The organism is Megasphaera sp. UBA4233 (assembly GCF_002395615.1).
GTDB lineage: Bacteria > Bacillota > Negativicutes > Veillonellales > Megasphaeraceae > Megasphaera > Megasphaera hexanoica.
Genome location: NZ_DGXL01000036.1, coordinates 1 through 23,471, shown reverse-complemented (window position 1 = coordinate 23,471; position 23,471 = coordinate 1). Strand labels below are relative to the sequence as shown.

20 protein-coding genes and 1 other annotated feature are annotated in these 23,471 nt (G+C 50.7%); of the genes, 15 read left to right on the top strand and 5 right to left on the bottom strand.

What is annotated here, in order from left to right:
* Positions 1–48: 48 nt before the first annotated feature.
* From B2U90_RS12090 to B2U90_RS12080, 3 genes are all read right to left on the bottom strand, one after another.
* Positions 49–1,347: a branched-chain amino acid transport system II carrier protein gene (locus B2U90_RS12090; RefSeq protein WP_292017913.1), complete on the bottom strand. Its 1,299-nt coding sequence runs from the start codon at positions 1,345–1,347 to the stop codon at positions 49–51.
* A gap of 112 nt (positions 1,348–1,459) precedes the next feature.
* A complete protein-coding gene (locus B2U90_RS12085; RefSeq protein ID WP_059077001.1) occupies positions 1,460–2,740 on the bottom strand; it encodes an O-acetylhomoserine aminocarboxypropyltransferase/cysteine synthase family protein in 1,281 nt (426 codons plus the stop codon).
* 79 nt (positions 2,741–2,819) lie between these two features.
* Positions 2,820–3,062: a binding site (T-box leader), on the bottom strand.
* A 240-nt stretch (positions 3,063–3,302) separates the two neighbouring features.
* Positions 3,303–4,244 carry a carbon-nitrogen hydrolase family protein gene (locus tag B2U90_RS12080; RefSeq protein ID WP_059077000.1) on the bottom strand — a complete coding sequence of 314 codons (942 nt, stop codon included), beginning with the start codon at positions 4,242–4,244 and terminating at the stop codon, positions 3,303–3,305.
* A 112-nt stretch (positions 4,245–4,356) separates the two neighbouring features.
* On the opposite strand from B2U90_RS12080, the gene B2U90_RS12075 reads away from it, so the two are divergent.
* From B2U90_RS12075 to cytX, 5 genes are all read left to right on the top strand, one after another.
* Positions 4,357–5,541 carry a CaiB/BaiF CoA transferase family protein gene (locus B2U90_RS12075; RefSeq protein WP_075581884.1) on the top strand — a complete coding sequence of 395 codons (1,185 nt, stop codon included), beginning with the start codon at positions 4,357–4,359 and terminating at the stop codon, positions 5,539–5,541.
* A 21-nt stretch (positions 5,542–5,562) separates the two neighbouring features.
* Entirely contained in the window at positions 5,563–7,500 is a 1,938-nt protein-coding gene (locus tag B2U90_RS12070) for an ABC-F family ATP-binding cassette domain-containing protein (RefSeq protein WP_292017912.1), read from the top strand.
* 96 nt (positions 7,501–7,596) lie between these two features.
* Entirely contained in the window at positions 7,597–8,430 is an 834-nt protein-coding gene (locus B2U90_RS12065; protein ID WP_292017911.1) for a pyridoxamine kinase, read from the top strand.
* 90 nt (positions 8,431–8,520) lie between these two features.
* On the top strand, positions 8,521–8,886 hold the full coding sequence (locus B2U90_RS12060) for a DUF488 domain-containing protein (protein ID WP_075581887.1): 366 nt from the start codon (positions 8,521–8,523) through the stop codon (positions 8,884–8,886).
* Positions 8,887–8,932: 46 nt separating this feature from the next.
* A complete protein-coding gene (gene cytX / locus B2U90_RS12055; protein ID WP_150824927.1) occupies positions 8,933–10,099 on the top strand; it encodes a putative hydroxymethylpyrimidine transporter CytX in 1,167 nt (388 codons plus the stop codon).
* Between the two features lie 164 nt (positions 10,100–10,263).
* On the opposite strand, the gene B2U90_RS12050 is transcribed toward cytX, so the two are convergent.
* Together B2U90_RS12050 and B2U90_RS12045 are read right to left on the bottom strand one after the other, a co-directional pair.
* The gene (locus tag B2U90_RS12050) at positions 10,264–10,695 is read right to left on the bottom strand and encodes an Hsp20/alpha crystallin family protein (RefSeq protein ID WP_292017910.1); all 432 of its coding nucleotides are present in this window, start codon (positions 10,693–10,695) and stop codon (positions 10,264–10,266) included.
* Between the two features lie 230 nt (positions 10,696–10,925).
* Positions 10,926–12,389, bottom strand: coding sequence for an ArnT family glycosyltransferase (locus B2U90_RS12045; RefSeq protein WP_292017909.1), 1,464 nt, complete (start codon positions 12,387–12,389; stop codon positions 10,926–10,928).
* A 167-nt stretch (positions 12,390–12,556) separates the two neighbouring features.
* Between B2U90_RS12045 and B2U90_RS12040 the strand changes: the two genes are divergently transcribed.
* From B2U90_RS12040 to B2U90_RS11995, 10 genes are all read left to right on the top strand, one after another.
* On the top strand, positions 12,557–14,029 hold the full coding sequence (locus tag B2U90_RS12040) for a sensor histidine kinase (protein WP_292017908.1): 1,473 nt from the start codon (positions 12,557–12,559) through the stop codon (positions 14,027–14,029).
* Complete coding sequence (locus tag B2U90_RS12035; RefSeq protein WP_059076991.1) at positions 14,026–14,718, top strand: response regulator transcription factor; 693 nt, start codon at positions 14,026–14,028, stop codon at positions 14,716–14,718. Before B2U90_RS12040 ends, B2U90_RS12035 begins: the two co-directional genes overlap by 4 nt.
* 92 nt (positions 14,719–14,810) lie before the next feature.
* Positions 14,811–15,851, top strand: a complete 1,041-nt coding sequence (locus B2U90_RS12030; protein ID WP_059076990.1) for a 3-deoxy-7-phosphoheptulonate synthase — start codon at positions 14,811–14,813, stop codon at positions 15,849–15,851.
* A 31-nt stretch (positions 15,852–15,882) separates the two neighbouring features.
* A complete protein-coding gene (locus tag B2U90_RS12025; protein ID WP_059076989.1) occupies positions 15,883–16,296 on the top strand; it encodes an amino acid-binding protein in 414 nt (137 codons plus the stop codon).
* A 299-nt stretch (positions 16,297–16,595) separates the two neighbouring features.
* Complete coding sequence (locus B2U90_RS12020; RefSeq protein ID WP_292017907.1) at positions 16,596–18,041, top strand: sigma-54 interaction domain-containing protein; 1,446 nt, start codon at positions 16,596–16,598, stop codon at positions 18,039–18,041.
* Positions 18,042–18,269: 228 nt separating this feature from the next.
* Positions 18,270–19,631, top strand: a complete 1,362-nt coding sequence (locus B2U90_RS12015) for an acyclic terpene utilization AtuA family protein (protein ID WP_200817505.1) — start codon at positions 18,270–18,272, stop codon at positions 19,629–19,631.
* 4 nt (positions 19,632–19,635) lie between these two features.
* Entirely contained in the window at positions 19,636–19,956 is a 321-nt protein-coding gene (locus tag B2U90_RS12010; RefSeq protein ID WP_199595676.1) for an AtuA-related protein, read from the top strand.
* 12 nt (positions 19,957–19,968) lie between these two features.
* Positions 19,969–21,156 carry a CaiB/BaiF CoA transferase family protein gene (locus B2U90_RS12005; protein ID WP_170086972.1) on the top strand — a complete coding sequence of 396 codons (1,188 nt, stop codon included), beginning with the start codon at positions 19,969–19,971 and terminating at the stop codon, positions 21,154–21,156.
* A gap of 71 nt (positions 21,157–21,227) precedes the next feature.
* Positions 21,228–22,523 (top strand): CitMHS family transporter, encoded by a 1,296-nt coding sequence (locus B2U90_RS12000; protein ID WP_170086971.1) that lies wholly within the window; start codon positions 21,228–21,230, stop codon positions 22,521–22,523.
* A 170-nt stretch (positions 22,524–22,693) separates the two neighbouring features.
* Positions 22,694–23,296 carry a DNA-3-methyladenine glycosylase I gene (locus B2U90_RS11995; protein WP_292017906.1) on the top strand — a complete coding sequence of 201 codons (603 nt, stop codon included), beginning with the start codon at positions 22,694–22,696 and terminating at the stop codon, positions 23,294–23,296.
* Positions 23,297–23,471: the final 175 nt, after the last annotated feature.

Below are 23,471 nucleotides of genomic sequence, written 5' to 3'. Positions count from 1 at the left end.
GTTACTTCCGACGTCAGTCTTTTTGCGTTTTGCTTGTTAGAATTCCGTTTATGCCGCTGCCTGTTCTTTTTTTCCTCTGGCAGTGTAGATTATCGTGCCGAGGACGAAGCCGATGATGAAGGGGATAATCCAGCCGAAACCGTACGTAGAAAGCGGTGTGGCAGTGACGATAGCTTTGGCAAAGCCGAGGCCGGAAAGACCGGGCAGGGATTCGAGGAGTGCGTATATCGTCACCAGATAGACCGATCCCTTGTAAGCACCGTCATTGGGGATGATGCGGACCAGGACGCCCAGAACCAGCAGAGCCAGGCAGGGCGGGTAGCAGACGCCGAAAATCCAGCCTACATAAGTGACGATGCCGTCTACGCCAAGAAGGGCCGTAAGCGCGGAAAGAATACAGCAGACGATGGCTACCTGACGATAAGAGAAACGGCCTGTGGCCTGGCTGGTGAATTCGGCTACGGCTGCAATCTGGCCGATAGCCGTCGTCAGGCAGGCCAGTACGACGGCTATGCCCATGGGAATCATGACGGCACCGCCTACGCGCTGGATAATCGCTACCAAAAGTTCAGCCCGGCCGATAGACTGGGGATAGTCACTGCTGACGCAGGCTCCCATGTAGAGGAGGGAACCGTAAATGATGAACAGCAGAACAAAGGCGATGATGCCGCAGCCGATGAGGCAGCGGTTGCGCTGTGCGACCGTCGTATATCCTTTGGCGTTGATGGAACTGATGAAAACAGCGGCCATAATGAAACTGACCAGTACATCGCCTGTATTATATCCGCCCAGGAATGCGTTGACAAAGGAATTGGGAACAGCCGGATCAATGGGTGTTCCTATGGGGCTGGCGACGCCCATAATGGCGATGACGACCAAAATCAGGGCCAAAAGAGGCGTCAGGTATTTGCCCATCCGGTCCATTACGTTGTTCTTATCAGCGGCGAAGAAGAATGAAATAATGAAATATACGATGACGAGAGGAATGAACGGTGCTGATGGAACATTGCCCTGGATACCGAGCTGGATAGCCGTGGCACACGTGCGGGGGATGGAAACGAAGGTGCAGACCAGCATCAGTGCGGCCAGCAGGATGTTATAGGTGTATTTGCCGACATGATCGGTAATGGCGTGTACATCTCCGTTGAGGCCGATGACGATGAGTGTGAAAATGGGAAGGAAAATCCCTGACAGGGTCAGACCGGAAAGACCGGCCAGGTAGGCCGACCCGCTGTTGAGACCCAGCTGGGGCGGGAAAATCAGATTGCCGGCACCGAAGTACGTAGCAAAGAAGGCAAAACCCAGAATGCATACATCGCGGAAGCGGATAGAATGAAGAGCAGACATGATAAAACCTCCTGAAATACGTATACAAAGAGAGCCGGCAATGACACCGTATACAGGCATTACCGGCCCTCTTTGGTCGAAGTATACTTTTTTTATTGGTCCTGGTACGATTTTATGCTTTTTCCAAAGCCTGTTTCAAGTCGTCAAGCAAATCATCGACATTTTCCAGACCGACGGAAATGCGGATCGTGCCGCTGGTGATGCCGGCCGCTTTGAGCGCTTCGTCATTCAGCTGCTGATGTGTCGTCGAAGCCGGATGTACGAGGAGTGACTTGGAATCGCCTACATTGGCCAGATCGGAGAAAATCTGTGCAGCGTCGATGAAACGGCGGGCTGCTTCCCGGCCGCCCTGGAGTTCGAAGGAGAAAATAGAGCCCGTGCCCTTCGGGAAGTATTTCTGAGCCAGCTTATAGTACGGAGAGCTCGGCAGGGACGGATAATTTACTTTCGTAACCTTCGGATGGTTTTCCAGGAAATCGGCTACTTTCTGGGCATTGGAGACGTGGCGTTCAATGCGCAGGGACAGGGATTCGAGACCCTGGATGAGCAGCCATGCGTTGAACGGGCTGAGCGATGCGCCGAGATCGCGGAGGTATTTGGCACGGACGCGGGTTACAAAGCTGGCACCGGGTACGTCTTTGACGAAGCTGAGACCGCCGTACGATTCATCCGGTTTTACCAGGTCTTCGAACCGGCCGGAGCCTTCCCAGTCAAAATCGCCTTTTTCTACGATGAGGCCACCCAATGTCGTGCCGTGGCCGCCGATGAATTTGGTAGCCGAATGGAGAACGATGTCGGCGCCGTGTTCGAAGGGGCGGAAGAGGAACGGCGTAGCAAAGGTGTTATCTACGAGGACAGGGATGCCGTTTTTATGGGCGATTTCAGCAATGGCTTCGAAATCAGGAATGTTGATAGCCGGATTGCCCAGGCTTTCCAGATAGATGGCTTTCGTCTTGTCCGTAATCAGTGCGGCAAAGGACTGGGGATCATCGGGGTCGGCGTATTTGACGGTAATGCCGAGATGTTTGAATGTATCGGTGAACAATTCGATGGTGCCGCCATACAGCGTCGGAGCAGCGATGATTTCATCACCGGCGCCGGCGAGGTTGATGAGGGAAAGGGAAATAGCAGCAGCGCCGGTAGCCGTAGCCAGGGCAGCCGTGCCGCCTTCCAGTGCGGCAATCCGTTTTTCCAGCACATCCCAGGTCGGATTGGCAAGGCGGGAATAAATGAAGCCCGGTTTCTTCAGGCCGAACTGGTCTTCGCCGTCCTGTGTATTTTCAAATACATAGCTTGTTGTCTGATAGATAGGAACGGCACGGGCGCCTGTTGCCGGATCGGGAACCTGACCTGCATGCTGCTGTAATGTTTCGAATTTGTAATTTGTGCTCATAGTGAATTCCTCCTGTGATGTAAAAATGTAATTTTTTTACTTGAAGGCGTGTTGTAATAAAAAAAGCTTCCGTCCCCTTGTAAGGGACGGAAGCACCGTGATACCACCCAATTTCACCTGACTCTCACAAGCCAGGCCTCTTCAGGTACGCAGACTGTAGTCTTGAATACCATAGCACGATAACGGGTGCAACCGGACGGTCTAATTATTCGACCAATCTGCTCTGAGGCCATCTTCCACGGAATTCCCTGCGCTCCCTTTCACCGGACGGAAGCTCTCTGTGCCATTTCCTTCCATGTACTCTTCTCTTCATTGCAACACTATCAAGTTGATGACGTAAGTCTACCATGGAAAACAGGATTTGTCAAACTCTTTTTCAGAGAAATTTTTAAAATATTAGAATTTGGTTCCAATTAGATGAATGCCAATAAAGGCCGTATATGTATATATTATATAAGAGAAAAGGGAAATAAAAAAATAATAAAAATACCATTCTATAGAAATGCAAAAAAAAAACGGGGACAGCTCATGGCGAGTCATCCCCAGTTTTTTGATTGTATAATTATTCAAACTCTTCATCGCCGTCGTTGATGTAGAATTCTAAAATATCCGGACGGGAATAGTGGCCGGTGGCATCGAATTCCATGCGGCTCATGGGAACTTTGTCCATGTCGAGGTCGGCATAGATAATCGCTTCCTTGTTCCAGACGGGTTCTGTTACGTAATGGCCATAGGGGTCGATGATGCAGCTGCCGCCAATGCACGTTTCATCTTTCAGGCGGCTGATTTCTTCCTGTTCCAGAAGGGTAGAGGGATACATGTCTTTAGTGAAATATTGATCGACGTTGAACACGTAGCAGTGCCCTTCGATAGCAATGTGTTTGATCGTATCCTGCCATTCGGGGTTGTCGTTGGTATTGGGAGCCAGATAGAGGGCCACTCCTTTTTCATACAAGGCGACGCGGGCCAGGGGCATGTAGTTTTCCCAGCAGATCAGGCTTCCCATGCGGCCCCATTCCGTATCGACCATGGGAAAGTACGTTTCCGGTACATGGGAATCGGCCCAGATATAGCGTTCGGCGCCGGTCGGTTTTATCTTCCGGTGCAGGGAAACCAATTCTCCTTCAGGCGAGAAAATCAGATTGCTGCAGTATAGGGAGCAATTGATGGGATCCCGTTCAGTAACGCCGATGCTGACGTAGGCGTGGGCTTTTTTAGCAGCGGCGGCAATGCTGATCGTATCATCGGGGACGACGACGGCGTTGTCATAATAGACTTTCCAGTCCTTGCGGCCATCTTCATTACGGCTGCCAACGGTAAAGCCGAAGGTCAGCCCGTAGGGATAGCAGGGGATGAGCGATTCCGGGAAAACGATGAGCTCAGCCCCGTTCTGACCGGCTTCCATGATCTGGCGCACGACTTTGTCGATCGTAGCCTTTTTGTCGAATAAGACCGGTGAAGCCTGGACAATGGCAGCCCGCAGCTGCTTTTTCAGATTTTTCATGGATAGATTCCTCCGTTCATAGTGAATTTGTATAGTTTATTATATCATAGATTAGCAGATACGCTCAAAGGAGAATCTATGATATACTAGAAGCCGTGAGGTGAAATGAATCATGAACAATCCCTTTGAAAATATAACGATATTAGATTTTACGCATGTCTACTCCGGGCCGTACTGCACCATGCTCTTTGCCGACCTGGGGGCCAGAGTCATTAAAGTAGAGCGGCCGGGAAGCGGCGACGACACGAGGCATTACCTGCCATTTAAAAATAATGAAAGCGGGTATTTCGCCTATCTGAACCGCAATAAAGAGAGTATCACCCTGGATTTGAAATCGCCGGAAGGGAAAGAGATAGCCCTCGGGCTGATGAAGCAGAGCGATATCGTCATAGAAAACTTTTCTGCCGGTACGATGGAGAAATTGGGCCTTTCCTATGAAGAAGCCCGGAAGGTCCGCCCTGACATCATCTATGCGTCCATCTCCGGATTCGGCCAGACCGGCCCCCTCTGCCATAAAGCGGCCTATGACAATATCGCCCAGGCTATGAGCGGCCTGCTGCGGGTCACGGGATATCCGGACCAGCCGCCGGTCAAAGTAGGGGTATCTATTGCCGATGCCAACGCAGGCATTCACGCGGCGTTCTGCCTGATGGCTGCCCTGTACTATCATGAGCATACGGGAAAAGGCCAGTATATCGACATTTCTATGATGGAAACGACCATGTCCGTGCTGGAAAATTTCGTCATTCAGTATACGCTGAACGGCGTCGTGCCCGAACGGATGGGCAATGAACATTCGGCCTCGGCGCCTTTTGATGTCTATGTGACGAAGGACGACTATGTCGCTGTGGCGACGGCCAGCAACCGCCTGTTCAGCCGCATGCAGGATGCCATGGGCATGGATATCATGTCGGACCCGCGGTTTGCCGAAAATACGCTGCGCCGCAAGAACTATGCTGAACTGAAGCCCATCATTGGGGCGTGGATGAAAGAGCATACGACGGCAGATATCGTCGCCTTGTTTGATCAGGCGGGAGTACCGGTGGCACCGCTCCTGCGCATCGATGAACTGGTACATCACCCGCAGATACGGCAGCGCGGCATGATGGAAACGCAGCATCATCCCGTCATCGGTGATTTTGAAATGCCGGGATTTCCCGCTCACTTTTCAGAAATACAGACTCCGGTCCGCAAAGCGGCACCGCTCCTCGGCGCCGATACGGATGACGTCCTGGCGGTCATGCTCGGCTTTAGCAAGGAAAAAATACAGGAGTTGAAAGACCGGGACATCGTCTAGAAAGAAAGGAATTATATACAATTGGGCAGCATAAAAGTACAAAAATTAGAAAAATCGTTTGGCGTACGGAATATTTTCCACGACGTATCCTTTGAACTGCGCCGGGGAGAACGGCTGGGCCTGATCGGGGCCAATGGTGCGGGCAAATCGACACTCCTCAAATGTCTCATCGGAGAAGAAGAGTATGATGGAGGAACGTTTGTCCTTTCCGAAGGAGAATCGGTAGGATACCTGCAGCAGGACATCACCTATGATGATGACATAACGCTCAGGGACACGATGACAGCAGCCTGGCAGGATGTCCTCCGTCTGGAAGGCCAGTTAAAAGATGTAGAGAAACAGATGCAGAGCCAGCCGGATAATATGGAACTGATGAACCGTTACGCCCACATGCAGGAACGGTTCGAATGGCTGGGAGGATTCGAATATGAATCGATGAGCCGTAAGATCATTCAGGGACTGGGCTTTGGAGAAGCGGATATGGACCGGCCCGTACAGAGCTTTTCCGGTGGACAGAAGACGCGTATCAATCTGGCAAAGGCACTGGTGCGGCGTCCGGACTATCTCTTCCTGGACGAACCGACGAACCATCTCGACATGGATATGCTCGAATGGCTGGAAGGATACCTCTTATCCTACGGAGGGGGCATTCTCATCGTATCCCATGACCGGTATTTTCTCGACCGGGTCGCTACGGGGATTTTGGAACTGAGCCATGGGACGATCACCAAGTACAAAGGAAATTATACGCGGTATGTAGAACAAAGCCGTGCCCGTCGCAAAGCACTGGAAAATGCCTACCGGAAGCAGCAGGAACACATTCACGAAACGGAAGAGTATATCCGCAAATACAAAGCCGGAATCAAGGCCAAACAGGCCCGGGGGCGTCAGTCCCAGCTGGACCGGCTGGAACGGATTGAACTGGCACCGGAAGAAGCTACACTGCATTTTCATTTTGCCCCGGCGGAAGGCAGCGGGGAAAAAGTGCTGGTCCTCGACAATGTCTGTGGCGGTTATGGTGACAGACAGCTTTTCGATCACCTGAGTCTGCTCCTGCGCCGTGGTGAGTCGGCATCCCTCATCGGCCCCAATGGGACGGGCAAGACGACGCTGCTGCGGATGATTATGGGAGAAAAAGAACCGGACAGCGGTCATATCACACTGGGTAGCCGGGTCCGTATCGGTTATTTTGCCCAGGAACATACGGAACTGCACGGGGCATGGAGTGTACTGGAAGAAATCATGAATGCTTTCAGCTACAGCGAAGATGAAGCACGCAATGTCCTGGGGCGGTTCCTGTTCACCGGCGACGATGTATTTAAAACAATCGATAGTCTGAGCGGTGGCGAACAGGCACGTCTGGCCTTATTGAAGCTATTCCTCGAAGGCCCGAATTTCCTCATCCTCGACGAACCGACGAACCATCTGGACATTCCGACACGGGAAATCCTGGAACAGGCCCTGCTTGATTTCGGCGGCACCTATCTGGTCGTATCCCATGACCGCTATTTCCTCGATAAGATTACCGGGCGGACGCTGGTTCTGGAAAACAAGAAGCTGAAGGAATTCCTGGGCAATTACACCTATTACCGGGAAAAAGAACGGGAAGCGGCGGAACTGCAGGCACAGGAGGCAGCAGAACAGGGGAACGGAAAAACGGAAGAAAAACAAGAAGAGAACCGGCTGTCTTCCCAGGCAGCTGCACAACCGGTCAAAGCGGTTGATACACCAGCCGTGAAAAAAGCGCCGTCCTATGGGACGGCACGCAAGCTGGAACAGATAGAAATGAAGATTGCCGAACTGGAAGCGACCGTCAAAATGTATGAATTCCAGCTGAACCAGCCGGAAAATCAGACGGACCCTGATAAGGCGATGGAACTGACAGGACTCTATGAATGTACGCAGCAGAAGTTGGACGAAGCTTATGACACCTGGGCGGAACTATCAGAAAAAGAATAAAGATGGTTCCTTTTCCTTGCAGTCAGCACCAATGTAATATATACTAACCAGTAGAGTGACATCGTGTTGACAAATACAAAGCAGGGAGTTATGTAGATGAACGAAAAAATTTTGCTGATCAATGATATACCGGGGTATGGAAAAGTAGCACTGGCAGCGATGATGCCCATTCTGGCCCATATGAAATACGATGTGTATAATCTGCCGACGGCCGTCGTATCCAATACGCTGGATTATGGGAAGTTCGATATCCTGGAAACGACGGAATACATGAAAAAGGCGCTGCAGGTCTGGGATGAACTGGGCTTTTCCTTCGATGCCGTTACGACGGGGTTTATCGTATCCCAGGAACAGGCAGACATTGTGACTCGCTTCTGCCAGGAACAATCCCGCCGGGGTGTACGCATTTTTGTTGATCCCATCATGGGCGATGAAGGACATTTGTATAATGGCGTGGAAACAGAAACGGTAGAGCGGATGCGTAATCTGTGCCGTGTTGCCGATTACATCATGCCCAATTATACAGAAGCCGCCTATCTGGCCGGCATGGACTGTCAGGAAGGCGACCTGGACGAAACGGAGACGCGGCAGCTCATCGATGCGCTCCGCGCCATCTGTCCTCATTCCATCCTTATTACCAGCGTGCGGACCGGGGGAACCTATGTCGTGCTGGGGTATGATCATGAGCGGAATACCTATTTTCAACTGCCGTACAATCTGATCCCCGTCCGCTTCCCGGGCACGGGCGATGCTTTTTCAGCTATCCTGACAGGGCAGGTGTTGCGCGGCCATGCGTTGGAAACAGCGGCCCTTCTTTCCATGGAGAGTGTGCGGAATCTTATCGCCGCCAATATGGGGGTACAGGATGTTTACAAAGGAATCCCCATCGAACAATGCCTGAATCTCGTCGAAGAAGTACAGACCGATTGACATGGAAAAGAGCGCTGCAGCCGGAGGGCAGCAGTGCTTTTTTATGGATAATGGCAGGTATATGAATCATATCAGATAGGAGAGATTGCGATGTATACGATACAAATCAAGCGGATATATGATCAGCCGGAATCGGCCGATGGTACACGGATTCTCGTAGACCGGCTCTGGCCCAGGGGAATCTCAAAGGAACGGGCCCATCTGGATCGTTGGGCCAAAGAAATCGCTCCGTCGCCGGAACTTAGGAAATGGTATGGCCATGATGCGGCGTTGTATGAAGAATTTTCAAAGCGCTATGTGGCAGAACTTGACATGAATGAGGCAGGTGCTTCATTTCTGGAGGACTGTCGTGCCTATCTGCAGCGGGGAAATGTGACCCTCGTATATGCGGCAAAAGACACGGCACACAGTCATGCCCTGGTCCTGCAGCATTGGCTGCTTCAGGCCCTGCCATAACGACAGGACAGAGACATAGAAAGAAAGAAAGGATGGATGTATTTTCATGAATGAAACAAAAACTTCGGTATTATCCAATGGACTTTTATGGTTTGGCGCCGGCATTTCTATTGCCGAAATTCTGACGGGGATGCTTCTGGCACCGTTGGGGTTCGGCAAAGGGCTTCTGGCCATTATTATCGGCCACGTCATCGGCGGTGCCGTCATGTTCGGTGCCGGTGTGATTGGCGGCCGGACCGGCAGGAGCGCCATGGAAACGGTGCAGATTTCCTTTGGACGCCAGGGAGCGAAATTGTTTGCCGGGCTGAACGTCATCCAGCTCATCGGCTGGACTGCCGTCATGATTGCCAGTGCTGCCGTAGCGGCCAATACGATTGCGGCTATCGGTACGGCCTTCTGGAGCGTCATCATAGCAGCTCTCATCGCGCTGTGGATCGTGCTGGGACTGAAAAATCTGGGACGCATCAATGTCATCGTCATAGCGGCCCTGCTGATCCTCACGCTGGTCCTGAGCGCTGTCATTTTCGGTGGTGGTGCATCTTTCCAGGCGGATGGCACGATGACTATGGGGGAAGCCATCGAACTGACCGTAGCTATGCCCCTTTCCTGGCTGCCCATTATTTCTGATTATACCCGTACGGCAGAAAAGCCCATCAAGGCGACGGCCGCCAGCTGTGGCGCCTACTTTATAGCGAGTACCTGGATGTTTGTCATCGGCATGGGGGCGGCTCTGTACACGGGACAGGATGACATTGCCGCCATTATGCTCCAGGCCGGTATGGGGCTGATCGGCATCCTGATCATTCTCCTGTCCACTGTGACGACGACCTTCCTCGATGCCTTTTCCGCCGGCGTCAGCGGCCGCAGCCTGATCCCCCAGGTTTCCGATACGGTCCTGGCCCTTATCGCCTGTGCCGGCGGTATGGTCCTGGCCATTGCTGTCGATGCCAGCCGGTTTGAAGATTTCCTCTATCTCATCGGATCAGTCTTTGCGCCCATGACGGCTATCCTCCTTTCGGATTACTTTATCCTGCGGCAGGACCATAGCAGTCAGAATGTCTGCTGGATTAATCTGATTCTCTGGATAGCGGGCTTTGCCCTGTACCGGGCACTCCTCGACGTGCAGACGCCGTGGGGGATTACCTTCCCGGTCATCGTACTGGTCATGCTGGCCAGTGCCATCATTCATAAACTGTTGCCGGCCAGAGCGTAAGGGCCGTGCCATAGCGCTCCGGCGCCGGATAAGCGAAACGGGCCGGTATACCATGGATAAACGTATTCATGGTATACCGGCCCGTTTTTTATAGCTGCCATGATTGCCGGAATGATAGGAAAAGGGCCTGGCACCTAGTGGCGTCAGGCCCTGGACAAAGGGGGTTATTGGATATCAATCGTGCCTGATTGTTCCTGCGTCTGGGGGTTGAGTTTCGGCAGGCCGATTTTCAGGACACCATTGCGGAAAGCTGCTTTAATGCCGGATTTGTCAATATTGTGGATGACAAACTGGCGCTGGAACGCTGTATTCATCCGTTCTCTGCATACATAACTCGTCTGATGCTGTGCATCATGCTGGTCTTCTTTATGCTGGGCGGCAATAGTCAGGACATCGTTGTCATAGGTGACGCTGATGTCTTCTTTATTGACACCGGGCAGATCCATCGTCACAATATAAGCGGTACCCGTGTCTTCAATATCGCATTTCGGCATGCTCATCTGCGGCATACGGGAGAAAAAGCCGTCATTAAAGAAATCATCAAATACACTCGGAATAGCAAAATCATTGTTTAATACTGGAAATAAGTCTCTCATAATAATACCCTCTTTCGTAATTGGTAATGCCTGAGATCATTATTTACAGGTCTGTGCATTGCTTCTGTTCTTTTGACCTTTCCTTGTAATCTTCTTACTTCCGATTACACTTGTATTATACGTCTTGTTAGCCACTATGTCAATAGAGTGCTAAGAAAAATTATTATTTTTTTTAAAAATATCCCTGAAGCCCCCGTTGTGGGAACTTTTCAGGGATATCTTGCATCGTGTCACCTTTTGGCATGGCTGGCAGACCAGATGGTCGTATGACCGGGCAGTGAGATATGATCCGGCATCTGGCCGTACAGGGCATAATAGCGGCTGGCCAGAGCCGTATCGTGATTCTGGTCGATGATGATCAGCTTCGGATTATTCTGCATGAGACTGTCGATGGGAGCCATGGGCATGACGTTTTTGGCATTCCAGTCCAGCTTTCCCGGCTGTAATTTCTCCAATTCACCGGAAGGTACGGCCCGGTATATCGTTTTGCCGCTATAAAACACGGCACTGGTGCTGTATCCTTTGTAAAAGCAGATAGCCGTGTTGCTGGTGTCCATCTGGGCCAGAGTCTGACCGATGGTCTTGCCGGATTGGTGCAGCATGATGGGCGGAGCCGCCGTAAATGCGAGAATCGTATACAGGGCCCCGCCGGCCAGTGCGATTTTCCGGACAGGCAGATGCCAGTGCTGCAGCATGCCGGCACTCAGGATGGCGAGAGAAAATAGGGCGGGATAGGTATAGGTCGTGTATTTCGTGGCGATAAGAGTAAAGAAGATGAATGTTACGGCAGCATACAGGGCGAGCAGCAGCGCGCAGGAATCACTGCCTGCAAAGGGCATACGGCGTTCTTTCCTGTATTTCCAGAGAGCCCAGGGCCAGGTAAAACTCCAGGGGGCAAAACCGGAAAAAAAGATGATGATATAGAAATACCAGACGTTTTTGCTGCCGTGTTCCGGAACGGTTGCCCGGAGAAAATTGTGGACACCGAAGAAGTTCAGGAGAAAATCCGATCCATGAACCTTGTACATGAAGCCGTACCAGAGACCGGTGATGACGAAGAAAAGGACCATGCCGCTCAGCAGATGGACGTGGAGCAGTTCTTTCAGGTCATGGCGCAGGATGAGAAATATCAGGGCAGCCAGTGCCGGCAGGGCCAGTCCTATGGGACCTTTGGTCAGTACTGCCAGGGCGGCCATGACATAGGCGGCCCAGTACCAGCGGCGGTTTTCCCTATAGCCGAGGTAGAAGAAGGCCAGGCAGGCACTCATGAAGAGGAATAACGTCGCATCGGTGATGACTGCCTTGGAGAGAAGCCAGCATTCGACGCTGGTCATGAGGATGATAGCGGCAGAAAAGGCAAGAGACCGGCCGTATATCCGGGCGGTGAACCAGTATGTGAACAGTACACCTGCCGTCCCCATCAGTGCCGACGGAAGTCGTGCCGCAAATTCCGTAAAACCGAACACGGAAAAGGAGAGGGCTAGTTCCCAGTAATAGAAAATAGGCTTATCATACCAGTAATGGCCGTATATCTGAGGCGATAGCCAGTCGCCGGAGAGGACCATTTCCTTTGCCGTCAGGGCGTAATTCGATTCGGCGGAATCGGTAATCGCCAGAAACGAATTGGCTGCCAGAAACAGGACGAGCGCGCAGATGCTGAGAACTACATAGGGATGCCGTTCGATGTACTTCATATCATAACCTTCTTTCTGCAAGATAGGCTTATGGTACCAGAGAAATGTTATAAAAAGCGTAAGGACATTTAAAGAAAATATAAGAAGTGTTAAATAAAAATTAAACAGAAAAAACGGTCATTGCAACCGGGGCGGACGGATAGTAAGATAGAACGGGAGGGATGATTGTGACTATAAAAAAACGCCTGATCCTATCGCATATACTCGTCTTCGTCGTACCCATACTCATGACGGCCATCCTGTTTCTGATGGCTGCCGGCGGACTCTGGCTTTTTACGCAGAGTGGAAACCACGTCTACGTCGAAAGTTCCACCCAGTTTAACCGGGCCAGCGATGTGGTCCATCATTTCGTGTTCCGGGCCCTGCGCATCAGCGGTGATGATCCGGAACATTATAAATGGATCATTGAAATGCTGTCGCCGGAACAGAGTTACGTCGTACTGGAAAAAGACGGCGGCCGTATTTACGAATACGGCAATGGCCAGCTTGCCGGCATGATGGAAGACATTCCCCGTGATATCCGGGAACGTCCGTTTTTCAGCCAGAAGCGGGATACATACGTCCATGCCGATACGGGGCAGTTTTATTATATGGAAAAACAATATATCAATGATTCGCTGTATCATTTGTATTTTGTCAGCCGGCAGATGCCTCATGGTACGGATGATGCCGTGGAACATGCTACCCAGGGAACGCTCTTTGCCATCTTTCTCGCCTTTTTCCTGCTCCTGGCCGGGACCATTTTCTTCCTGACGCGGTTTGTACTGCGCTATATTTTGCAGGCGCTCCGGCTGCTTCAGAACGGATCGGATCAGGTGCGGCAGGGAAATCTCACCTGCCGCCTGACCTACAATCATATGGATGAAGTAGCGCCCGTCGTCGATACCTTCAATATCATGACGGAAGAACTGGAGCGGTCGCTGCAGGAACGGACGCGGCAGGAAGAAAACAGAAAGGAACTCATTGCCAGCATGTCCCACGACATCCGCACGCCCCTCACGGCTATCCGTGCCTATATTGAAGGGCTGGCTGACAACGTGGCCAATACGCCGGAACGGCGCAGACACTATATTGAGGTCATCCAGAAAAAGACAGAAGATATGAGCCGCATGATTGACCAGCTGTTCCTCTTTTCTAAAATGGATCTGGGAGAAAAAGCATTGCCTCTACAGTCACTAGAGCTAAATGAAGTAATTTCTGATATAATAGAAGAAAATAAAGAAGGCTGGCAGTGTCATCAGGCTCTGGTAGTGTGGCAGCGTTCCCCAGAGAAACTGCCTGTGATTGGAAGCCGGGAAGTGTGGCAGCGCATCATGACGAATCTGGTGGCCAATAGTATAAAATATAAAACAGAAGAAGATGTACATATCCGTATACGCGCATGGAGGCAGGATAACACGGTCTGCCTGGAAGTCGCCGATGACGGGCCGGGTGTGCCGGAAGAAGCGCTGACGCGCCTGGCAGAGCCGTTTTACCGGACGGATAAGGCGCGGAGCCGTACTGGTGATGGCAGCGGCCTGGGCCTTTCTATCGTCGCAAGGGGGATACAGCTCATGGGCGGGACCGTCATTTTTCTGCCGGTCCATCCTCATGGCTTATGTGTACATATGGAACTGCCTGCCGGGGGAGATGCTCTATGAATGAACGTATTTTAATAATAGAAGATGATCAGGATATTGCCTTTATTGAAAAAGATTACCTGGAAATGAGCGGATATACCGTCGTCATTGCCTCTGACGGGCTGGCCGGGCTGAACGAAGCGCTGAGTGGCACGTACCAGCTGGTACTTCTCGATGTCATGCTGCCCGGCATGGACGGGTTTGAAGTCTGCCGCCGCCTGCGGGACAAGGTGGATATCCCTATTATGATTGTCACGGCCAAGCGGGAAGATATCGACAAAATCCGGGGACTCGGCTTCGGTGCCGACGACTACGTGGAAAAGCCTTTTTCACCGAGCGTCCTCGTGGCCCGGGTCAAATCCCAGCTGGCCCAGTACCAGCGCCTGAAAGGGTCATCGCTCAGGAAAAAATCGCGCATTACTCTGGGAAATATTTCCCTCGACCCTGATACACACCGGGTATTTGTGGGAAATAAGGAAAAAGTCCTGCCCAATAAAGAATTCCAGGTATTGGAATTTCTTATGGTCAATGCCGATATGGTATTTAGCAAGGAAACGATTTATGACAAGATATGGGGCATGGATTCCCTGGGCAATACGGCCACGGTGCCGGTCCATATCAACCGCCTCCGGGAAGCCATCGAAAAAGATCCCAATAAGCCGTGCCATCTGCTCACCATATGGGGCGTAGGGTATAAGTTTAAGCCATAACAGGCACGGAATCCGTGAAAAATACTGGATGAAAGATTCCTTCCTATGGTATAATTGAAGCTACCATTTAGTTTTTTGGGGGGGTATAGTATATGGAATTGGAAATGGAGTTCATCAGGAAACTGCCGTCGCCGCAGGAACTGAAAGAAGATTATCCGGTCGAGCCGGCCATTTATGAAACGAAACGCCGGCGCGACGAAGAAATTAAAGATATCCTTACGGGCAAAGATTCCCGTTTCCTGCTCATCATTGGGCCCTGCTCTGCCGATAATGAAGAAGCCGTCGTGGACTACGCACACCGCCTGGCCCGCGTGCAGGAACAGGTCAAGGACACGATTTATATCATTCCCCGCGTATATACCAATAAACCGCGTACCATCGGGGTAGGGTACAAGGGAATGCTGCACCAGCCGGATCCGGAAGGTAAAGAAGACATGCTGGCCGGCATCATCGCTATCCGCGATATGCACATGCGGGTCATCAGGGAAACGGGATTTACCTGTGCAGAAGAAATCCTCTATCCGGAAAACCACCGGTATTTATCGGACTTATTATCTTATGCCGCCATCGGGGCCCGTTCGGTCGAAGATCAGCTGCACCGTATGATTGCCAGCGGCGTCGGTATTCCTGTAGGAATGAAAAACCCGACATCGGGTGATATTTCCGTCATGCTCAATTCTATCGCCGCAGCCCAGCATGAACAGCAGTTCCTGTTCCGCGGCTGGGAAGTCAAGACGTTGGGGAATCCGCTGACCCATGCGATCCTGCGTGGCTATGTGGATAAATTCGGCAAAAGCCTTCCCAACTATCATTATGAAGACTTGCAGCGCCTGTTCGAAGAATATGGCAAACGGGACCTGGAAAATCCGGCCGTCATCATCGATGTCAATCATGCCAACTCAGGTAAACAATATCTGGAACAGATCCGTATTTCCAATGACGTCCTCTACAGCCGTCATATGAATAAGGACATCAAAAAGATGGTAAAAGGACTGATGATTGAAAGCTATATTGAAGACGGAAACCAGAAAATCAGTGATGGCGTATATGGCAAATCGATTACTGACCCCTGCCTGGGCTGGGAAAAAACAGAAGCACTGATTCTGGAACTGGCAGACCGCGTAGATTACTAACCTAAATTTCAGATATAAGGAGATAACATTCATGCTTAAACAGATTTCTCTCTTCACGGCAAATACAAATGGTGCCCTGGGCCGGGTTACAGATGTGCTGGCTAAGGCAAATATCAATATTTACACCATACTGGCCAATGACAGTGCCGAATTCGGCATCCTCCGCATGATCGTAGATGACTCGGAAAAAGCGCAGGAAGAACTGGTCAAAGCGGGCTATCAGTGCCGCATCGACAAAGTACTGGCCATTGATATGGCATCGGATAAACCAGGCACACTGAACAAAATCCTGTCCAACCTGAGCCGGGCCAACGTATTCGTCAAATACTGCTACATTTCCTTTGACCGGGAAACATCCTCTCCCATAGCTGTTCTCAAAACAGACGAACCGGAAACGGAAACTTTTCTCAAAGGCAAAGGCTATCGCCTGTTAGACCGCTTCTGATGCGGCGTGTGTTTGTCCAGTCTTTCCTTTCGTGTGATAATACTAAAAAAGAGATAGCCCGGTGGCAGCACATCGGCTCTCCTCTATTGATGTTGATTGAAGAAGACCGTGTACCGCGAGGTATGCGGTCTTTTTCAGTTTACAATCTACATAATCCATGCGTTTTTGTGGCAAAAGCAGGATGGTTCATTGTATAATAAAGGTAAATGGTCAATGAAGGAATCGATATCTATGGTGATATCTTGATACATGTAACGTGACGATAAAAAATTATGCAATGTATTCCGGAGGTGGTCGTCGTGGCAGGAGAACGGGCCGTGCAGGGTGTCAGCCCGGATATGCTTATGGAGGCAATGGATGCCGTAACCGATGGCGTCGTCATTGTCGATACGGATTCGCGGATTGTGTATTTAAATGAAGCGTATACGCATATTTTGAACGTAAAAAAAGAAAAAGTGTTATACCGGCGCATGGATGAAATTGAACCGGGAGCGGTCATATTGGATACGCTGATGGATCATAAGCCGCGGCTGCATCAGTTTGTTGAGGTACGGACGCGGGGAAAGAAGATTCTCGTCAACATTACGCCAATCTTTAAGGAAGGCGTCTTTTGTGGTGCCATATCGGTATTTAAAGATATTACGGAAATTACAGTAGTGCAGCGGGAACTGGAGAAGACCCAGCGCCTGAGTCATTCCATATTTAAAGCCTTGTCAACGGAGAAGCCGTCATTGCCAAGGGAATTTTCTCATATTATCGGCGAAGACCCGGCCTTTTTGCGCTGTCTGAAAATGGCGGAAATCGTGGCGCCGACGGATGCGACGGTCCTCATCGAAGGGGAAAGCGGAGCCGGGAAGGAAGTTTTCGTGCAGGCTATCCGCAGCCTGAGCGGCAAACGGAGTTATCCGTTTGTCAGCATGAATTGTTCGGCCATTCCCGAAACGCTGATTGAGAGCGAACTTTTTGGTTATACGTCGGGGTCCTTTACGGGTGCTTCCCGGGGCGGGAAAGCCGGCAAGTTTGAACTGGCTGATGGCGGTACGATTTTTCTCGATGAAATCGGCGAGATGCCCTTATTCATGCAGTCTAAATTATTGCGGGTTCTCCAGTCCGGAGAAATCCAGAAGATAGGGTCCGACAAAGTACAGAAAGTGGATGTCCGGGTCATTGCGGCGACGAACCGGAATCTGAAACAGATGGTAGAAGACGGGAAATTCCGGGAAGATTTGTATTTCCGCCTCAATACCTTTAAAATTGTCATACCGCCCCTGCGCAGACGGCGGAAAGATATCCTGCTCCTGGCAAACCATTTCCTGGATATTTTTTCAGAAAAATATCATAAGCACCTGTCTTTTTCTCCCGGTACGGCAGCCGTATTGCAGAAGAGTCCCTGGTCGGGAAATGTCCGGCAACTCGAAAGCTGCGTAGAATATGCCGTCATCGTCGCAGGAGGGAGTGTGATCCTGCCGGAAGATCTGCCTGACGAACTGCTGCAGGGACAGAGTAGGGATGGATATACGGCAGAATTGCCTGAAAAAGAACAGAGAGCTCCGTCCGGCCAGGAGCAGAATGTATCGCCGCTTCGGATGGATATTCAGCAGATTGAACGGGAACGGATGCGTGAAGCCCTGGAAAAAGCACAGGGAAATAAGACGAAAGCCATGGAATTATTGGGCATCAGCCGGCGGACTTTTTATAAAAAATATAAATTATATGGTTTTTCCAATAATCTGTATACTAAGTAAACATTATGTGTATACCTAGTATACAAAAGAAACAGCCAGTGTATACAACGAGGAGTGGATACGCTGGCTGTTTCTGTGTCAAAAGGGCATATTATGGATGGTTTCCGCGTATACTTCCGGAAGAATTTGTTGGCATTATAATTTCATATAAAATGGTGAAAGCAATGTGTTACAGTCATGACTTGCATATACTTATTATCACAACTATTTATGAAAAGAGGTTACGTTATGATGAAAACAATCCGGATCGGCGGAGGCCAGGGGTTCTGGGGCGATCTGAGCGATGCCCCCATTACGATGGCACGGGAAGACAATCTTGATTATATCTGCTGTGATTATCTGGCAGAACTTACACTCTCTATTATGCGGCGCCAGCAGGAAAAACGGCCTGAAGCCGGCTATGCCCGCGATTTCATCACGGCTCTAAAAGGTATGCTTCCCTATCTTGCCGAAAAAGGGACCAAGGTCATTACCAATGCCGGTGGCATGAATGTCAAAGCCTGCGTGGAAAAAGCAAAAGAAGCCATCCGCGAAGGCGGTTATCATTTGAAAGTCGGCTATGTACTAGGTGACGACGTGCGCGAACTGATTCCCCAGCTGCGTGCCCAGGGTATCACGATGAAACACATGGATACGGGTGAAGATATCGACCGCATCCTGCCCAATATGGTAAACGCCAACGTATATTACGGGGTAGAACCGATTGTCAAATGCCTGGAAGACGGAGCAGACATCATCATTCTCGGCCGCTCGACCGATACAGCTATGTTTGAAGCACCCCTCATTTATGAATTTGGCTGGAAACTCGACGACTGGACAGCCAAAGCTACGGGCATCCTGGCAGGCCATCTCTGCGAATGTGGCGCCCAGGCGACCGGCGGCAACTATGACTACGACTGGGAACACGTGCCGAGCCCGGAAAACCTTGGCTATCCTATTGCCGAAATCAGCGAAAAAGGCAGCCTCGTCCTGACGAAGACGAAGAATACCGGCGGCCTGGTTACGCCTCAGTCGGTCAAAGAACAGCTGCTCTATGAAATCCATGATCCATCCAAATACATTACTCCCGATGTCGTTGCCGATTTCAGCAAGATTACACTGGAAGAAATCGAACGGGATCACGTAGCCGTCCGCGGTGTTACAGGTACACCGGCTCCGGATACACTAAAACTCTGCGTTGGTTATCTGGAAGGGTACCGTACCATTGCCTACCTGCCCTATTCCTGGCCGCGCGCTTACGACAAGGCAAAGATGGCTGCCGATATCCTCGACAAACGGCTTGCCATGAAGAATGCTAAAATCGTCCGCAAGAACATCAGCTACCTCGGCGTCAATGCCCTCCATGGACCGTTGGCTCCGGAAATCGATGCCGACCTCAATGAAGTCGTTCTCCGCTACGCCATCATGACGGAATCGAAAAAAGAAGGCCTGAAACTGACGCCGGAAGTAGCGGCTGTCAGCAATCTGAACGGCCCGGCACAGGGCTGCTTCTTCGGCGGCCGCAGCCGTCCCAGTGAAGTATTTGCTCTCTGGCCGACACTGATTCCGCGCGACGCCATCAAACTTACGACATTTGTTGAGGAGGTCTGAAATCATGAAAGTACAATTAAAAGATATCGCCCATGGCCGCTGTGGCGATAAAAGCGATACATCTAATATCTGCATCTATGCACGGAAACCCCAGTATTATAAAGCGATGGAAAAACAGCTGACGGCTGATGCCGTGCGCCGTCATTTCGAAGGACTCGTATTCGGCGATGTCGTACGTTACGACGTCCCCCAGCTGGACGGCTTCAACTTCGTCATGCATCATGCCCTCGATGGCGGTGCGACCCGTTCCCTGCGCCTGGACACACTGGGAAAATGCATGGAAGCTGCTCTTCTCAGAATGTATATTGAAATTGATGATGAATAGAGGTGTCATGCTATGTCTAAACCATTAGAAGGCATCCGCGTCCTCGATCTCACCCGTGTCCTTTCCGGCCCTTACTGCACGATGCTGCTGGCAGATATGGGAGCGGAAGTCATTAAGATTGAATCGCCCCATGGCGATGACAGCCGGGCGTATCCTCCGTTTGATAAGGGAATCAGTGCCTACTATGCCAACCTGAACCGCAATAAGAAGAGTGTGAAACTGGATTTGCATGATGAAAAGGCAAAAGAAGTCCTTCGTCAACTCATCAAAGTCTCGGATGTTTTTGTAGAAAATTTCAAACCCGGAACCATTGCTAAAATGGGATTTTCCTATGAAGAAGTAAAGAAACTCAATCCGAATATCATCTTTGCGTCAATATCCGGATTTGGCCAGACCGGCCCGTACCGGCTGCTGCCCGGCTATGATGTCATTGCCCAGGCGCTCAGCGGCATGATGAGTGTTACTGGCTGGCCGGATTCTCCGCCAACCCGGACGGGGACGGCTATTGGTGACGTCTTGGGCGGCCTGAACTGCTGCATCGGCATCCTGGCAGCTCTGCAGGGACGGAATACACAGCATCACGGTGAATACGTCGATGTAGGGCTGGTGGACTGCTCGGTCAGCGCCATGGAAACCATAACGGAAATTTACATGGTAGAAGGCCGTATTCCTCAGCGGGCAGGCAACCGTTATGAATTCATTTATCCGTACGATTCTTTTGAAGCATCGGATAAATGGATTGTCATCGGTGTCGGTAACGATGCTATCTGGAAACGGTTCTGCGAAGCGACGGATCATGCCGACTGGTTTGCCGATGAACGGTTTAAACTGAATAAGGACCGGGCAAATCAGAAAGATGAATTGAACGCCATGGTTACGAGCTGGACAAAACAGCATACGGCAAAAGAAGTCATTGAAATCCTCAGGGCCCACAGCGTACCTTGTGCGCCTATCCATGATGTGTCCGATGTAGTAAACGATGAACACATTGCCAAAGCCCGTCAGATGATTTGCGAAATTGACCACCCCGTGGAAGGGAAAATGCGCGTAACAGGAAATCCGGTAAAAATGACAGAAGCCGATCCCTATACGTATGCGAAGGCGCCTACCCTGGGAAAAGATACAGGAAACGTTTTGGCGGATATCCTGCATCTGGATGAAGATACTATTGCGTACTTTACAAAATCAATTACTGACTGATAAGTCCTTTATTACCCTGGATATCCTGCCGCAGTATGTCTGCGGCAGGATATCCGGATAGGAGGTTTACTATGTTAGCTGTTGTAGGTTTGGTCACGGTTCTTCTGGTCCTGATCAGCATACTGACGAAAAAGCTTTCTACGATGTGTGCTTTGATTTCCGTGCCAATTATTGCCTGCCTGATATTAGGACTGGGCGGCGATATGGGGAAATTCATGATGGCCGGGATCAAGAGCGTAGCTCCGACTGGTGCTATGTTTATTTTTGCCGTGTTATTTTTCACGATTATGGGAGATACGGGCGTTTTTGAACGCATTGTTAATAAAATCCTCAGCATTGTTGGTTCAAATCCCATAAAAATATGTATTGGTACATATGTTATTACCTTATTGACTCACCTGGATGGATCTGGTGCCAGTACCTTTCTCATTACGGTTCCAGCTATGCTTCCGATTTACGAAAAGTTAAAAATGGACCGGCGTATCCTGGCCACAATCGTAGCTCTCGGTGCTGGTACAATGAACATCGTGCCCTGGGGCGGACCGACTATCCGGGCGGCTACGGCACTGGAAATGCCCGTCATGGATTTATTTGCCCCCATGGTCATCCCGCAGGTCATCGGGATGATGGCAGGTATTGCCATTGCCGTCATATTCGGGATGAAAGAAAAACGCCGCCTCGGTGCGGAGCTGATAAATATCAGTCTGGAACCGGCGCCGCTGTCAGATGAGGAAGCCGCTTTGCGCCGCCCTAAGTTTTTCTGGTTTAACCTGCTCCTGATCATTGCCACCGTTGCCTTACTGGTCAAAGGGACACTGCCCCCAGCAGGATGCTTTATGGTAGCACTGGTCATAGCCCTGATGGTCAATTATCCTAATCTCAAGACACAGGGTCAGTTGATTGATACTCATGCCAAATCTGCTCTGATGATGGCCAGCGTATTATTTGCTGCTGGTATTTTTACGGGTATCATGAAAGGTGCCGGAATGCTCAATGCCATGGCTCAGGGACTGGTCACGATTATTCCGGACGCACTGGCTGCTCATTTTGCCGTTATCATCGGTGTCATTTCTATGCCGGCAAGTCTGTTGTTCGACCCGGATAGCTTCTATTTTGCCGTACTGCCTGTACTGGCACAGGCTGCTGATGCCGTCGGGCTGGCTGGTGTCGATCTGGGCAGGGCTGCCATCTGTGGTCAGATGACGCTGGGCTTCCCCGTTTCTCCATTGACTCCGTCTACCTTCTTACTCGTCGGCCTTGCCGGTGTTGACTTCGGTGAACATCAGAAACACACCTTCTTCTGGGCCTGGCTGGTATCTCTGATTATTCTCTTTGCTGCTGTCCTCGTCGGATCTATTCCGCTGTAAGGTCATAGAAAAATCAGCATAATCTGCGTAGATTAGTACATCAAAAGTGAAAAAAATCACATGAATAAAAGATTCACTGTAAAACGGGATAAACGCTGCTTCACAGTGAATCTTTTTTGTATGCCCGTGATATAATAAAAGAACCATAGTACATGACGGAGGATACGGTGATGGAACATAATCATATCATACAATGGCACGATGGCAGGGTGCGGTGCCGGTGGTGCAATCCACAGAATCCGCTGTATATTGCCTATCATGATGCGGAGTGGGGTGTGCCCTGCCATGATGACCAGCGGTTGTTTGAGATGCTGGTCCTGGAAGGGTTTCAGGCCGGTCTTTCCTGGGAATGTGTTCTCAATAAGAGGGAAGGGTTCCGCCAGGCCTTTGACGGGTTCAATCCTTTGGTGATAGCTCGTTATCCCGATGAAAAATTAGAAGCGCTGCGGCACGATTCCCGCATTATACGGAATAAGCTGAAAATCAGGGCTGCCAGGACCAATGCCCGCGTCTTTCTGGCCATTCAGGCGGAGTGGGGCTGTTTTGATGCCTACTTGTGGCACTGGACGCAGGGGAAGGTCATATGTGAGCAGGGCTGTACCCGGTCTTTGCTGTCGGACCAGATTTCGGCGGACCTTAAGAAACGGGGCATGACCTTTGTCGGTACGACTATCATCTATGCCTACCTGCAGGCCATGGGTGTCATTTACAGTCATGATGAGGGATGCTGGAAGCAGGTGCAGCATGCGGAAGACAGTCCGGTATGCCCATAAAAAACGAGGAGCTGTCGCATAAAGACAGCTCCTCGTTGAGTTTGAGTTTGCCGTTTGTAGTGGGGTGAACGTACCCCCGCCTACAGAGGCGGGGGCTTCCTGCTTCAACGAGAACAGCACCACTGACTCTGAAGAGTTGTGGCGACTTACGCTCTCTCCACAGGCGTAAGTTTCC